At 68.0% G+C, this 13,568-nt stretch carries 11 protein-coding genes; 4 read left to right on the forward strand and 7 right to left on the reverse strand.

Annotation, left to right across the window (positions count from 1 at the left end):
* Nucleotides 1-71 precede the first annotated feature (71 nt).
* The 3 genes from H7X47_RS15620 to H7X47_RS15630 are packed head-to-tail and all read right to left on the reverse strand — an operon-like array spanning nucleotide 72 to nucleotide 2,738.
* A complete protein-coding gene (locus tag H7X47_RS15620) occupies nucleotides 72-848 on the reverse strand; it encodes an ABC transporter permease (RefSeq protein WP_227010527.1) in 777 nt (258 codons plus the stop codon).
* Nucleotides 845-1,648: an ABC transporter ATP-binding protein gene (locus tag H7X47_RS15625; protein ID WP_322096495.1), complete on the reverse strand. Its 804-nt coding sequence runs from the start codon at nucleotides 1,646-1,648 to the stop codon at nucleotides 845-847. The genes H7X47_RS15620 and H7X47_RS15625 overlap by 4 nt, the downstream gene beginning before the upstream one ends.
* A 40-nt stretch (nucleotides 1,649-1,688) precedes the next feature.
* Complete coding sequence (locus H7X47_RS15630; protein WP_227010528.1) at nucleotides 1,689-2,738, reverse strand: ABC transporter substrate-binding protein; 1,050 nt, start codon at nucleotides 2,736-2,738, stop codon at nucleotides 1,689-1,691.
* 404 nt (nucleotides 2,739-3,142) lie between these two features.
* Here H7X47_RS15630 and H7X47_RS15635 point away from each other — a divergent pair, with 404 nt between their 5' ends.
* Nucleotides 3,143-3,394 carry a hypothetical protein gene (locus tag H7X47_RS15635; RefSeq protein ID WP_193369643.1) on the forward strand — a complete coding sequence of 84 codons (252 nt, stop codon included), beginning with the start codon at nucleotides 3,143-3,145 and terminating at the stop codon, nucleotides 3,392-3,394.
* A 6-nt stretch (nucleotides 3,395-3,400) separates the two neighbouring features.
* Here the strand turns inward: H7X47_RS15635 and mmsB are convergent, their stop codons facing one another.
* The 3 genes from mmsB to chvE all read right to left on the reverse strand — a co-directional run bounded on the left by mmsB (nucleotide 3,401) and on the right by chvE (nucleotide 7,296).
* Nucleotides 3,401-4,606 (reverse strand): multiple monosaccharide ABC transporter permease, encoded by a 1,206-nt coding sequence (mmsB, locus tag H7X47_RS15640; protein WP_193369644.1) that lies wholly within the window; start codon nucleotides 4,604-4,606, stop codon nucleotides 3,401-3,403.
* The gene (mmsA, locus tag H7X47_RS15645) at nucleotides 4,603-6,132 is read right to left on the reverse strand and encodes a multiple monosaccharide ABC transporter ATP-binding protein (RefSeq protein ID WP_193369645.1); all 1,530 of its coding nucleotides are present in this window, start codon (nucleotides 6,130-6,132) and stop codon (nucleotides 4,603-4,605) included. The genes mmsB and mmsA overlap by 4 nt, the downstream gene beginning before the upstream one ends.
* 90 nt (nucleotides 6,133-6,222) lie before the next feature.
* A complete protein-coding gene (chvE, locus tag H7X47_RS15650) occupies nucleotides 6,223-7,296 on the reverse strand; it encodes a multiple monosaccharide ABC transporter substrate-binding protein (protein ID WP_193369646.1) in 1,074 nt (357 codons plus the stop codon).
* A gap of 228 nt (nucleotides 7,297-7,524) precedes the next feature.
* Here chvE and H7X47_RS15655 point away from each other — a divergent pair, with 228 nt between their 5' ends.
* Nucleotides 7,525-8,538 (forward strand): LysR family transcriptional regulator, encoded by a 1,014-nt coding sequence (locus H7X47_RS15655; RefSeq protein ID WP_193369647.1) that lies wholly within the window; start codon nucleotides 7,525-7,527, stop codon nucleotides 8,536-8,538.
* A 30-nt stretch (nucleotides 8,539-8,568) separates the two neighbouring features.
* On the opposite strand, the gene H7X47_RS15660 is transcribed toward H7X47_RS15655, so the two are convergent.
* Entirely contained in the window at nucleotides 8,569-9,417 is an 849-nt protein-coding gene (locus H7X47_RS15660) for a LysR family transcriptional regulator (RefSeq protein WP_193369648.1), read from the reverse strand.
* A 138-nt stretch (nucleotides 9,418-9,555) separates the two neighbouring features.
* Here H7X47_RS15660 and H7X47_RS15665 point away from each other — a divergent pair, with 138 nt between their 5' ends.
* Nucleotides 9,556-12,009, forward strand: coding sequence for a GcvT family protein (locus H7X47_RS15665; RefSeq protein WP_193369649.1), 2,454 nt, complete (start codon nucleotides 9,556-9,558; stop codon nucleotides 12,007-12,009).
* Nucleotides 12,006-13,559: a trimethylamine methyltransferase family protein gene (locus H7X47_RS15670; protein ID WP_193369650.1), complete on the forward strand. Its 1,554-nt coding sequence runs from the start codon at nucleotides 12,006-12,008 to the stop codon at nucleotides 13,557-13,559. Before H7X47_RS15665 ends, H7X47_RS15670 begins: the two co-directional genes overlap by 4 nt.
* The last annotated feature ends 9 nt before the right edge of the window (nucleotides 13,560-13,568 follow it).

The following is a 13,568-nucleotide window of genomic DNA, read 5'->3' on the forward strand; positions in this document are numbered from 1 at the left end:
GCAAGCCGGGAGGCCATCGTGGCGGGAAACCGCGCTTTCTTGCCGGGCCGTTTTCGGGACCGGTGGCGCGCTCAGGCCTGCTCGGCGCCGCGGAAGGCCCAGCCGACCAGCCGCCGCTCGGCCAGCGCGAAGATCGCGTACATGCCGACGCCCATCACCGCGATGACCAGCAGGCCGGCGAAGACCAGCGGCACGCGGAAGCTGGAGGCGGCGGTCAGCATGAGGTGGCCCATGCCGGCGTTGCCGGCCACGGTCTCGGAAATCACCGTGCCGACGAAGGCCAGGGTGACGGCGACCTTCAGCGAGGCGAAGAAGTAGGGCATGGAGCGCGGCACGCCGACCTTCAGCAGGATGTCCAGCTTGCGCGCGCCCAGGGCGCGCAGCACGTCGCGCAGTTCGGGCTCGAGGGTGGCCAGGCCGGTGGCGACGTTCACGACGATGGGAAAGAAGGAGATGGTGAAGGCGGTGAGGACCGCCGGGATGGTGCCGATGCCGAACCACACCACCAGCACCGGCACGATGGCCACCTTGGGGATGCTGTTGAAGCCGACCAGCAGCGGATAGATGGCCGAATAGACCAGCGCCGAGGCGCCGGTGACGATGCCCAGCGCCAGGCCGAAGACCACGGCCAGGGCGAAGCCCAGCAAGGTGACCCAGAAGGTGTAGAAGGCGTTGTGCCAGATCGCCGGCCCGTATTCGATCAGCGCCGCCACCGTCTTGCTGGGCGCCGGCAGCACGAACTCGGGGATGGCGAAGAGGCGGCAGGCGGCCTCCCAGAGGATGAACAGCCCGATGGTGGCGACCCAGGGCGCCAGCTTGACCGGGGTCAGTTTCAGGGAAGAGATCAAGCCGCCCGCACCTCGCTGATGTGGTCGCGCAGGACGTGCACCAGGGCGACGAAGTCCTCCTCGAAGGTGGTCTCCAGGCTGCGCGGCCGGGGCAGGGCCACCGGGCGCTCGTAGACGATGCGGCCCGGGCGTTTGCTCATGACGTAGACGCGGTCGGCCAGGTAGGCCGCCTCGCGCAGGTCGTGGGTCACCAGGATCACGGTGAACTTGCGCTGCAGCCAGAGGTTCTGCAGCACGTCCCACAGCTCCTCGCGGGTGAAGGCGTCCAGGGCTGCGAAGGGTTCGTCGAGCAGCAGCAGCTCCGGCCCGTGAATCAGCGCCCGGCACAGCGAGGCGCGCTGCTGCATGCCGCCCGACAGCTCGTAGGGCGCGTGATCCTCGTAGCCTTCCAGGCCGACGACTTTCAGCAGGTTGCGTGCGGCCTCGATGTGCTCGGCTTTCTTGCGGCGGAAGGTGGCGCGGGTGTCGCGGCTGACCTCCAGCGGCAGCAGCACGTTTTCCAGCGTCGAGCGCCAGGGCAGCATGGTGGCGTTCTGGAAGGCCATGCCCACCGAGGCCCTGCCGCCCGACGCCTGGGAGCCGGCGATCTCCCGGCCGTCAATACGGGCGTGGCCGCTGTTTGCCTTGGCGAGCCCGGAAACGATCTTCAGCAGGGAAGACTTGCCGCAGCCGGAGGGCCCGACCAGGGCGACGAACTCGCCCCGCTCGATATGGAGCGTCGCGTCGGCGACGGCCGGCAGCGCGCCGGCGGCGCCACCATAGCTCATGGTGACGCCGCTCAGTTCGATGAAGGCCGTCACAGCGACGGCCGCAAGGCGGCAAAGGAAAGAAAATCGGGCATCACTTGGCCAGCATACGCTCCTCGGCCGGCGGCAGGAACTCCGAGGTCCAGATGGCCGCGGGCTCCGGTGTCGTCTCCAGGCCGTAGGCCAGGGCGAGCTGGGCGATGGAATTCTTCAGGCGGGACTCGACCACGTCGCCGATGCCGTGCTCCTTCACGTAGGGCGTCAGCACGTTGACCTTCAGGGCCAGCTTCAGGCGCTCCAGCTCCAGGGACTTTTCAATCAGGGCGTCGTACTTGGCGACGATCTCGATGGCGCCCTCGGGGTCGGCGATGATGTCTTTCCAGCCGCGCAGGGTGGCGCGGTTGAAGGCGGCCACGGCGGCCGGGTGCTCGGCGATGAAGGCCCCCGAGGCGATGACGGCATTGCCGTAGAAGTCCATGCCGTAGTCGGCGTAGAGGAAGTACTTGATGTCCTCTTCCTTCACCCCCTTCGACTTCAGGTCCAGCATGGAGGAGAAGAAGTGGCCGGAGATGAAGTCGACCTGGCCCTGGACCAGCATGGTCTCGCGCAGGGCCGGGTCCATGTTGACCCGCTCCACCGCTTTTTCGTCGATGCCGGTTTCGTGGGCGAAGGCGGGGAACAGCTTGTAGGAGGCGTCGAAGACCGGCGCGCCCAGCTTGCGCCCCACCAGGTCCTCGGCGCTCTCGATGCCGTTCTTCTTCAGGGTGAAGAGGGAGAAGGGCGGCGCGTCGTAGGCCATCATCACGGCCTTCACCGACTGGCCCGGGTTCTTGGCGTTGAAGTCCACCAGCGCGTTGATGTCCGCGAAGCCCATCTGGTAGGCGCCGCTGGCGACCCGGGTGACGGCGCCGGCCGAGCCGTTGCCGCTGTCGATCGAGACGTCCAGGCCCTCCTCGGCGTAGAAGCCCTTGTCGGCGGCGACCAGGAAGGCCGCGGTCGGGCCCTGGAACTTCCAGTCCAGGGTGAACTTGATGCCGATCTCGTCGGCCGAAGCCGGGGTCGGGGCCTGGGTGGCGGCCAGCGCCAGGACGGCGGCCAGGGACCAACGGGTGGCGGCGCTGCGCAGGGTCTTCAACGAAAACATTTGATTGTGTCTCCCACTTCCGGTTCGGCGGAGCCTGAAACTGCACAGGGAGCAATTCCCATGCCATGGGGCAGGCATAGCCTTTCCCGGCCTTTCCCGCGCCCGCCCGCGCTGATGGGAGCATAACTTGTGCAGGTTGCGCGCGGAATGGGCATTGACTGGGGATAACCCCAAGGGGATGTGGCCGCGGCCACGGGCCCCGGGCTAGTCTTGGCCGGACACGCCACCGGGACCGGAGCCATGACAGACCGCCTTTTCGCTCGTCTTTGCCTGCCCCGGCGCCTCGCCTTGGGCTTGGCGCTGCTGCTGGCCGCCCCCCTGCTGGCCGCCCCCTGCAGGCCGCTGAGCCGGAGACGCTGGCCCGTTCCGGGACGCCGCAGACCCTGGAGGGCGACGGCGACCGGGTGCTCCTGGTCGAGGGGCCCTTCACCCTGGAATGGCGGACGGCCGGCGGCAGCTTCGCGGTGAACGTGGCGACCGCTGAGGCGCCGGCAGGCGAGGGCGGCGGCGCCACGGTGCTGTCGAGCACGGCCAAGACCGCCGCGGCGGGCGCCACCACGGGCCAGGGCCAGGGGCGCATCAAGGTGGGCGGCGCCAAGCACTACCGCGTGGCCATCACCGCCAGCGCCCCCTGGACGGTTACGGTCATCTGGTAAGCCGCTTCAGTTCTCGCCCTTGGTCTTGTTGTAGACGTCGAAGATCACGGCGGCGAGCAGCACCAGGCCCTTGATGACCTGCTGCCAGTCGATGCCGACGCCCATGATCGACATGCCGTTGTTCATCACGCCCATGATGAAGGCGCCGATCACCGCGCCGATGATCTTGCCGACGCCGCCGGACATGGAGGCGCCGCCGATGAAGACGGCGGCGATGACGTCCAGCTCGAAGGCGACGCCGGCCTTGGGCGTGGCGGTGTTGAGGCGGGCGGCGAAGATCAGGCCGGCGAGCGCCGCCAGCATGCCCATGTTGGCGAAGGTCAGGAAGGTCAGGCGCTCGGTCTTGATGCCCGACAGCTTGGCCGCCTTCTCGTTGCCGCCGATGGCGTAGATGCGCCGGCCGGGCACCGACTTGTTGGTGAAGAAGGTGTAGGCGGAGATCAGCACAGCCATGGTGATCAGCACGTTGGGCAGGCCGTTGTAGGTGGCCAGCAGGTAGGTGATGTAGATGATCGCCGCGGCGATGATGCCGTTCTTGGCCAGGAAGAAGCTCAGCGGCTCGTCCAGGTGCGAGAAGCGCGCCTGCTTGGCACGCGCGCGCAGGCCGAAGATGATCATCCCCGCGCCCACGCCGACGCCCAGCAGCAGGGAGAGCAGCTTGAAGTCCAGGCCGAAGGGGTCGGGGATGAAGCCGGAGCTGAGCGCCTGGAAGGATTTGGGGAAGGGGCCGATGGACTGGCCCTCCAGCAGCGCCAGGGTCAGGCCCCGGAAGACCAGCATACCGGCCAGGGTGACGACGAAGGAGGGGATGCGCCAATAGGCGATCCAGTAGCCCTGGGCCGCGCCGATCAGGGCGCCGGCCAGGAGGCAGACCGGCACGGTGACGATGACCGGCAGGTCGTAGCTGACCATCATCACCGCGGCCAGGGCGCCGATGAAGCCCACCACCGACCCCACGCTCAGGTCGATATGGCCGCAGACGATGACCAGCAGCATGCCCAGCGCCATGATGATGATGTAGCTGTTCTGCAGGAACAGGTTGGTCAGGTTCAGCGGCTTCATCAGCACGCCGTCGGTCCAGATCTGGAAGAAGGCCATGATGACGACCAGGGCGACCAGCATGCCGTAGTCGCGGATGTGGTGCTTCAGGTAGTCGCCCACCGAGACGTGGGTTTTCTGGGTCTCGGCGATTTCGGAAGATAGGGTCGTCATGGCTGCTTGCCTCTTACGATCATGCTCATGATCTTTTCCTGACTGGCCTCCGCCGCGCTCAGTTCGCCGACGAATTCGCCTTCGTTCATCACGTAGATGCGGTCGCACATGCCGAGCAGTTCCGGCATTTCGGAGGAGATCATCACCACGCCCTTACCCTCGGCGGCGAGCTGGTTGATGATGGTGTAGATTTCGAACTTGGCGCCGACGTCGATGCCGCGCGTCGGCTCGTCGAGGATCAGCACCTGGGGGCCGGCGAAGAGCCACTTGGACAGCACCACCTTCTGCTGGTTGCCGCCGGAAAGGTTGCCGACCTTCTGGAAGACGTTGGGGGTGCGGATGTTGAGGGCGTCGCGGAAGTCCAGCGCCACCTTGCGTTCCGCGCTCTCGTCGATGATGCCGTGGGAGGAGACCTGCTCCAGGTTCGACAGGCTGATGTTCTTCGCCAGGGTCTCGTCCAGCACCAGGCCCAGGGCCTTGCGGTCCTCGGTCACGTAGGCGATGCCGGCCTCGACCACGCGGCCGACGCTGGAGACGTCGACGTCCTCGCCGTTCATCTTCACGCGCCCGGAGATGTTCTGGCCGTAGCTGCGCCCGAAGAGGCTCATGGCCAGCTCGGTGCGCCCGGAGCCCATGAGCCCGGCGATGCCGACCACCTCGCCGCGGCGCACGGTCATGTTCACGCCCTTGACCACCTGGCGGTCCGGGTGCTGCGGATGGTGGGCGGTCCAGTCGAAGACCTCCATGAGGACGCCGTCGACCTGCGGGGTGCGCTCGGGATAGCGGTGCGCCATGTCGCGGCCCACCATGTCCTTGATGATGCGCGCCTCGTCGATGGCTTCGGCGTGGCAGTCCAGGGAGGAGACCGCGGCGCCGTCGCGCAGCACGGTGATGGAATCGGCGACGCGGCTGACCTCGTTCAGCTTGTGGGAGATCAGGATCGAGGTGATGCCCTGGCCCTTGAACTCCAGCAGCAGGTCCAGCAGCTTCTGGCTGTCGTTCTCCTGCAGGCTGGCGGTCGGCTCGTCGAGAATCAGCAGCTTCACGCGCTTGGACAGCGCCTTTGCGATCTCGACCAGCTGCTGCTTGCCGACGCCGATGTTGGTGATGAGGGTGGAGGAAGGCTCCTTCAGGCCCACCTTGCGCAGCAGTTCGTCGGCGCGCGCGTAGGTCGCCGGCCAGTCGATCGAGCCGGCGCGGTGAATCTCGTTGCCCAGGAAGATGTTCTCGGCGATGGAGAGCAGCGGCACCAGGGCCAGTTCCTGGTGGATGATGATGATGCCGCCGCCTTCGCTGTCGGCGATGCCGCGGAACTTCTGAACCTCGCCGTCATAGACGATGTCGCCCTCGTAGGAACCATGCGGGTAGACGCCGCTCAGCACCTTCATCAAGGTCGACTTGCCGGCGCCGTTCTCACCGACCAGCGCGTGAATCTCGCCGCGCTTCACCTTCAGGCTGACGTTGTCCAGCGCTTTGACCCCGGGAAAGGTCTTGGTGATCCCGCGCATTTCCAGAATGGCATCCATGCGACCCGCTCCGCCCCTCTGCTGGGGTCGTGGCTCAGCCCCACCCCCCGAGGCCGGGGGGCGGAGCCGATGCACGCAAGAACTCTAGTGCTATCCTTTGATCTGGTCGACGGTGTAGTAGCCGGAATCGATCAGGATCTTCTCCCAGTTGGTCCCGTCGACGGCGACGGGTTCCAGCAGGTAGGACGGCACGACCTTGACGCCGTTGTCGTAGGTCGTGGTGTCGTTGATCTCCGGCTTACCGCCCTGCAGCAGGGCGTCGACCATGCCGACGGTGACGCGCGCCAGCTCGCGGGTGTCCTTGAAGATGGTGGAGTGCTGCTCGCCGGCGAGGATCGACTTCACCGAAGGCACCTCGGCGTCCTGGCCGGAGACGATCGGCATGGGCTGGCTGGCGCTGCCGTAGCCGACGCCCTTCAGCGAGGAGAGGATGCCGATGGAGAGGCCGTCGTAGGGCGACAGCACGGCGTCGACGCGCGCGTCGCTGTAGTAGGCGGACAGCAGGTTGTCCATGCGCGCCTGGGCCACCGCGCCGTCCCAGCGCAGGGTGCCGACGGTATCCATACCCATCTGGCCGGAGCGCACCACCAGCTTGCCCTCGTCGATCAGGGGCTGCAGCACGCTCATGGCGCCGTTGTAGAAGAAGTAGGCGTTATTGTCGTCGGGCGAGCCGCCGAACAGCTCGATGTTGTAGGGGCCCTTGCTCATATCGAGCGCGTCGACGATGGAGCTGGCCTGCTGCACGCCGACCTTGAAGTTGTCGAAGGTGGCGTAGTAGTCGACGTTGCCGCTTTCGCGGATCAGGCGGTCATAGGCGATGACCTTGATGCCGCTGTCGGCGGCCTGCTGCAGCGCGTTGGACAGGGTGGTGCCGTCGATGGCGGCGATGACCAGCACGTCGACGCCCTTGACGATCATGTTCTCGATCTGCGCCAGCTGGTTGGGGATATCGTCCTCGGCGTACTGCAGGTCGGTCTTGTAGCCGGCGGCCTCGAACTGCTCGACCATGGAGTTGCCGTCGGAGATCCAGCGTGCCGACGACTTGGTCGGCATGGCGATCCCGATGGTCCCCTTGTCCTGCGCCAGGACCGGCGTGGCGGTCGACAGCGACAAGGCGCCGGCGGCCACGGCGAGTGACGCCAAAAGTGATGTAATCCGATTCATGAAGCATTCCTTCCTTTGCCCTGTCGGCCCGGCTTTACGCCGGACTTTATTCTTAGTTGCCGCGCCAGCAGCGCAGACTTGGCGGGGTGCAGCGACGCGCTGCTCCGTAATCGCAGGGTGGTCGGTAATCCCATACCAATCAAATCATATTTTTAACAGGTGATATGACTTTTCTGGTATATAAATCCTCTGCGGCCCTTTGGCCGAAAAAACTGGGAGAACAAGGCCTTGTCGGACGCGGCCGACCGTATCGCCCGGCGCCTGAAGCTGCCGCATCTGCGGCTCACCCTGGCGCTGGCCAACACCGGCCAGATCTCCGCCGCGGCGCGGGCGCTCAACATGTCGCAGCCGGCGGCCTCGCGCATGCTGGCGGAGATGGAGCGCATCCTCGGCGCCCCGGTCTGCCTGCGCGGCCCCAAGGGCGTGCACCTCAGCGAGACCGGCGGCGCCCTGGCGGAGCGCGCCCGGCGCATCCTCACCGAGCTCTCGGAGGCCGGGCGCGACGTGGTGGAGATCAGCGCCGGCATGGCCGGGACGGTTTACATCGGCGCGGTCACGGCGCCCGCCATCAACCTGGTGGTGCCGGCCCTGCAGCGCCTCAAGGCGGAGCATCCGACCCTGGAAGCCAACGTGGAGGTCGGCACCTCCGACGTCCTGGTGCCGCGCCTGCTGGAAGGCCAGCTCGACTTCGTCATCGGCCGCGTGCCGGGCCACATGGACCTTGCCTCCTTCGACGTGCGGCCGGTGCAGGGCGAGATGGTGCGGCTGCTGGTGCGCCACGACCATCCCCTGGCCGGCGAGCGCCGGGTGGCGCTGGCGGCGCTCACCGACTTCGAGTGGGTCATGCAGCCGCCGGGCACGCCGCTGCGCCGGGCGATGGACTACAGCTTCGCCATCCACGGCCTGCCGCTGCCGCGCGTGTCCCTGGTCTCCACCTCGATCCTGCTGTCGCTCAGCATGGTGCGGCGCTCCGACGCCGTGGTGCCGGTCTCCGATGAGACGGGGGCGCTGCTCGCCGGAACGCCGGGGCTCAGCCCGGCCGTCACCCTGCTGGACCTGGCCGAACGCATCGACGTCAGCCCCTACGCCATGATCACCCGCGCCGGCCGCCACCTCTCGCCGACGGCGAGCCTTTTCTATGAGGAGATCGGTCGCTTGATCGACGACCAGGCGGAAGGCCGCGTCGCCGCGCGCCAGGGCCTGGCAGGGCACAGCGGCTGGCAGGGCGGCTACCCGGAATAGCCCCCTTGCGGCGGACAATCCCACCGCCGCTCAGCCTGCCCGCGCAAAATAGCGGCGCACGATAGCCAGCAGCCTGCGGTGGACGTGGCGGTGGCGCAGGTGGGTGGCCAGGTAGACCGTCTGCGGGATCGGCGCCACGTCCTCGACGTAGCGGCAGGTGCCGGCCGCCACCAGGTCGCGCGCCGATTCCTCCAGCACGAAGGCGCTGCCGCCCAGCGCGCTCAGGAGCCCGCAGACCGCGGCGCTCTGGCCGCTGGCCACGGGGGCGTCGGGGAAGTCCTGCACCACCTGGCGGTGGGCCCTGTCGAAGGCCGGCGAGTAGTTGGCGAAGATGTAGCGCTCGCGGTCGACCTCGGCGAGGCGCGCCGCCTGGGTGCTGACCATGCGGTAGGCGATCTCGCCGACACTTTCGTAGTGCAGGTCGGGCAGGTGGCGCGGTGTGAAGAGGACCGCCAGGTCAAGCTCGCCGGCCAGCACGTCGGCGCTCATCTGGATGGAGTAGTCGAGCTCGATATAGAAGGATGTCTCCGGCAGCGCCTTGCGGAACTCGGAGACCCAGTCGCCGATGTGGCTGGCGGCGAGATCGTTCTGAATGCCGATGCGCAGCAGCTGGGCGAAGTCGCCGCTGCGCTTCACCGCGCGCCGGGCCTCGTTCCACTCTCGGCGCATGGCGCGGGCGTGGTCGACCAGCCGCTGGCCGGCGGCGGTCGGCTGCGTGCCCGCGCGGCTGCGGGTGAAGAGGCGCTTGCCGAGCGCGGTCTCCAGGGATTTCACCCGGCTGGACACCGTCGACTGGGTCAGGCCCAGGCGCTCCGCGGTGCGGTTGAAGCTGTTGGTCTCGATCAGGTCGAGGAAGGTGTCGAGAAGCTCGATCTGCATGGTCACCCCCATTGCCGGGATTATCGGCCAGTCTAATCGAATTTCTCGATCAATAAACCGTCGTCGAATCAATTGAAGCCGCCGCGAAGCCGCCGGATACTGCCGAAATCGGCAGGTCCCAAAGCGAGCGGGGGAAGCGTGAACGAGACCAAGAGCGGCCTTCCGGCCCAGGCCCGGGTGGTGATCATCGGCGGTGGGGTGGTCGGTGTGTCGGCGCTCTACCATCTGGCGAGAGCCGGCTGGACCGACTGCATCCTCCTGGAGAAGAACGAGCTGACCGCCGGGTCGACCTGGCACGCGGCGGGCAACGTGCCGACCTTCTCGTCCTCCTGGTCGATCATGAACATGCAGCGCTATTCGGCCGAGCTCTACCGCAGCCTCGCCGAGGCCGTGGACTATCCGATGAACTACCACGTCACCGGCTCGCTCCGCCTCGGCCACACGCCTGAGCGCCTGCGGGAGTTCAAGCGGGTGGTCGGCATGGGCCGCTACCAGGGCATGGAGCTCGACATCCTGACGCCGGAGGAGATCCGCGGGCGCTATCCCTTCGCCGAGACCCACGAGTTGGCCGGCGCGCTCTACGATCCCTACGACGGCGACATCGACCCGGCGCAGTTGACGCAAGCACTTGCGAAAGGCGCCCGCGATCTGGGGGCCACCATCGCGCGCTTCTGCCCGGCGACCGGCGTGCGCCGCGACAAGGACGACTGGGTGGTCTCCACGCCCAAGGGCGAGATCCACTGCGAGATCGTGGTCAATGCCGCCGGCTACTACGCGCGCGAGGTCGGCAAGTGGTTCGGGCGCGACGTGCCGATGATGGTGATGAGCCACCAGTACCTGCTGTTCGACGCTATCCCGGAGCTGGCGGCCTGGTCGGCGGAGACCGGCCGCAAACTCCCTCTTCTTCGCGACGTCGACAGCTCCTACTATCTGCGCCAGGAAAAGGACGGCATGAACCTCGGCCCCTACGAGCGCAACTGCCGGGCCCACTGGATCGCGCCCGACGACCCCATGCCGGAGGACTTCTCCTTCCAGCTCTTCCCCGACGACCTCGACCGCCTGGAGTGGTACGTCGCCGACGCCATGGAGCGGGTGCCGGTCCTTGCCGAGGCGGGCCTCTCCAAGATTATCAACGGCCCGATCCCCTATACGCCGGACGGCAATCCCCTGATCGGGCCCATGCCCGGCGTGCCCAACGCCTTCGAGGCCTGTGTCTTCACCTTCGGCATCTGCCAGGGCGGCGGCGCCGGCAAGGTGCTGGCCGAGTGGGTCACCGAGGGCGAGACCGAATGGGACATGTGGTCCTGCGACCCGCGCCGCTTCACCGCCTTCTGCGACCGCGACTACTGCATCGCCAAGGGCATGGAGGTCTACGGCCACGAATACGCCATCCACTTCCCGCACCATGCCTGGCCGGCGGGGCGCGATAAGAAGCTCTCGCCGATCCACGAGCGCCTGAAGGCGGCGGGTGCCCAGTTCGGCGCCTACAACGGCTGGGAGCGCGCCGACTGGTTCGCGCGGCCCGGTGACGACACCAGCGAGGAAGCCACGCAGACTTTCCGGCGCGAGGGCGCCTGGTTCGCCGCGGTGCGCGAGGAATGCCTGGCGGTGCGCGACGGGGTGGGGCTGCTCGACCTGCCGGGCTTCTCCCGCTTCAATCTTGAAGGCGCCGGCGCGGCCGAGTGGCTGTCGCAGCAGATCACCGGCGCGGTGCCGCCGCCGTGCCGCATCGGTCTCGCCTACTTCGCCGACCGGGGCGGGCGTATCGTCACCGAGATGTCGGTGGCGCGGCATTCGGAGACCCTGATGACTCTCATCACCGCCGCCGCGGCCCAGGCACACGATTACGAGCTGCTGAAAGGTCGGTTGCCGGCGGGGCTCTCCCTGACCGACGAGACCGAAGGCACTTCGACGCTGATCCTCAGCGGACCGCAGTCCCGGGAAATCCTGGCAGCGGTCTGCGAGGCCGATCTCTCGCGTCCCTGGCTGACTCACCAGACGGCGCAGATCGCCGGGAAATCCGTGGACCTCATCCGCGTTTCCTTCGCCGGTGAACTGGGCTGGGAAGTGCATGCCGCCGTCGATGACCTGCCCGACGTCCACGCGGCGGTCACCGAAGCGGGGCAGCCGCTCGGTCTGAAGCCCTTCGGCATGTTCGCCCTCGACAGCCTGCGCATCGAGAAGGGCTACCGCGCCTGGAAGGGCGACCTCTCCACCGACTACACGATGCTGCAGGCCGGGCTCGAGCGCTTCATCCGGTGGGACAAGCCGGACTTCGTCGGCAAGGCGGCCCTGCTGGCGGAGCGCGGGAAGGGGCCCACAAAGCGTTTCGTCACTCTCGTCGTCGAGGCGGGCGACTGCGACGCGCCCTACATGTCGACCCTGTGGCAGGGCGACAGCGTGGTCGGCGAGACCACTTCCGGCGCCTGGGGCCACCGCGTCGGCAGGTCCGTCGCCCTGGGAGTCCTGCGCAGCGACTTGGCGGCGGCGGGAACGCGTCTGGAAGTGGAGATCTTCGGCGAGCGCTGCGCCGCCGTCGTCCAGCCCGAGGGCCCGCTGTGGGACCCCCGCAACGAAAGGCTGAAGTCGTGACCGCTGCCGAACAGAGCTCCCCGGAAAAACGAAGCCGCCGGAGCGGCGGGCGGGCGGCGCGCCAGGCGCTGCGCGCCGCGCCCCTGGCGCAGGACCTGCGCCCGGTGCGCGCCGGCTTGACCGGCGGCCAGTACAGGCCGCTGACAGAGGAGGGCGTGCAGCGCATCCACGCGGCGGCCCTGGATGCCCTGGAGACCATCGGGCTGGCCGATGCGCCGCGTTCCGGCGTCGAGGCCATGACCGCGGCGGGGGCCGTCGAAGGCGACGACGGGCGCCTGCGCTTTTCCCGCGCCCTCGTCGAGGACATGCTGGCCCTGGCCGCGCGCAACATCACCCTGCACGGCCGCGACCCGGCCCACGACCTGGAGCTTTCCGGCAGCCGCGTGCACTTCGGCACCGCCGGGGCGGCGGTCCACGTGGTCGACGTGGAACGGCGCGAGTACCGTGACTCCACGGTGCAGGACCTCTACGACGCCGCGCGCCTCACCCAGGCCCTCGACAACGTCCATTTCTTCCAGCGCGCGATGGTCTGCCGCGACATCGCCGACAACTTCGAGCTGGACATCAACACGCTCTATGCCTGCTGCGCCGGCACGGCGAAGCACGTGGGCACCAGCTTTTCCGATCCCACCCATGTCGCCGGCGGCTTCGACTTCCTGCACCTGCTCGCCGGCGGCGAGGCGGCCTGGCGGGCGCGGCCCTTCGTCTCCAACTCCAACTGCTTCGTGGTGCCGCCGATGAAGTTCGCCACGGAGAGCTGCATCGCCATGGAGGCCTGTATCCGCGGCGGCATGCCGGTGCTGCTGCTCTCGGCCGGGCAGGCGGGCGCCACCGCCCCGGCGCCGCTGGCCACCGCCATCGTTCAGGCGGTGGCGGAGTGCCTGGCAGGCGTGGTCTACGTGAACGCCGTCGCGCCGGGGCATCCGGCGATCTTCGGCACCTGGCCTTTCGTCTCGGACCTGAGGACCGGCGCCATGTCCGGCGGCTCGGGCGAGCAGGCTCTGCTCACCGCCGGCTGCGCCCAGATGCACCACTTCTACGGCCTGCCCGGCGGCGCCGCTGCCGGCATGGCGGATGCCAAGCTGCCGGACATGCAGGCCGGCTGGGAGCAGGCCATCTCCAACGTCATGGCGGGACTGAGTGGGCTCAACATGGTCTACGAGGCGGTCGGCATGCATGCCTCGCTGCTGGGCTTCTGCCTGGAGTCCCTGGTGCTGGGCGACGACATGCTGGGCCAGGTCCTGCGCTGCGTGCGCGGCATCGAGGTGAGCGAAGATGCCGTCAGCCTGGAGGCCATGCGCGAGGTCTGCCTGAGCGGGCCGGGCCACTACCTGGGCCACGCCCAGACCCTGGGCCTGATGCAGACGGAGTACGTCTATCCGGCGGTGGCAGACCGCAGCAGCCCCAAGGGCTGGGCCGAGGCCGGCAGGCCGGACCTGATTGAGCAGGCGACGGCACGCAAGAATCGTCTGCTCGCGGAATCCCAGGCGCCCTTCATCGACCCGGCGACCGACGCGGTGCTGCGGGCGGCCTTCAAGATCCATCTCTAGGCGCGGTCG

This window comes from Pelagibius marinus, assembly GCF_014925385.1.
In the GTDB taxonomy this organism is placed as follows: domain Bacteria; phylum Pseudomonadota; class Alphaproteobacteria; order Kiloniellales; family Kiloniellaceae; genus Pelagibius; species Pelagibius marinus.

Coding starts and splice junctions, on each gene's coding strand:
- chvE (WP_193369646.1), bottom strand. CDS start 7,296: ATGAATCGGATTACATCACTTTTGGCGTCACTCGCCGTGGCCGCCGGC.
- mmsB (WP_193369644.1), bottom strand. CDS start 4,606: ATGACGACCCTATCTTCCGAAATCGCCGAGACCCAGAAAACCCACGTC.
- H7X47_RS15660 (WP_193369648.1), bottom strand. CDS start 9,417: ATGCAGATCGAGCTTCTCGACACCTTCCTCGACCTGATCGAGACCAAC.
- mmsA (WP_193369645.1), bottom strand. CDS start 6,132: ATGGATGCCATTCTGGAAATGCGCGGGATCACCAAGACCTTTCCCGGG.
- H7X47_RS15630 (WP_227010528.1), bottom strand. CDS start 2,738: ATGTTTTCGTTGAAGACCCTGCGCAGCGCCGCCACCCGTTGGTCCCTG.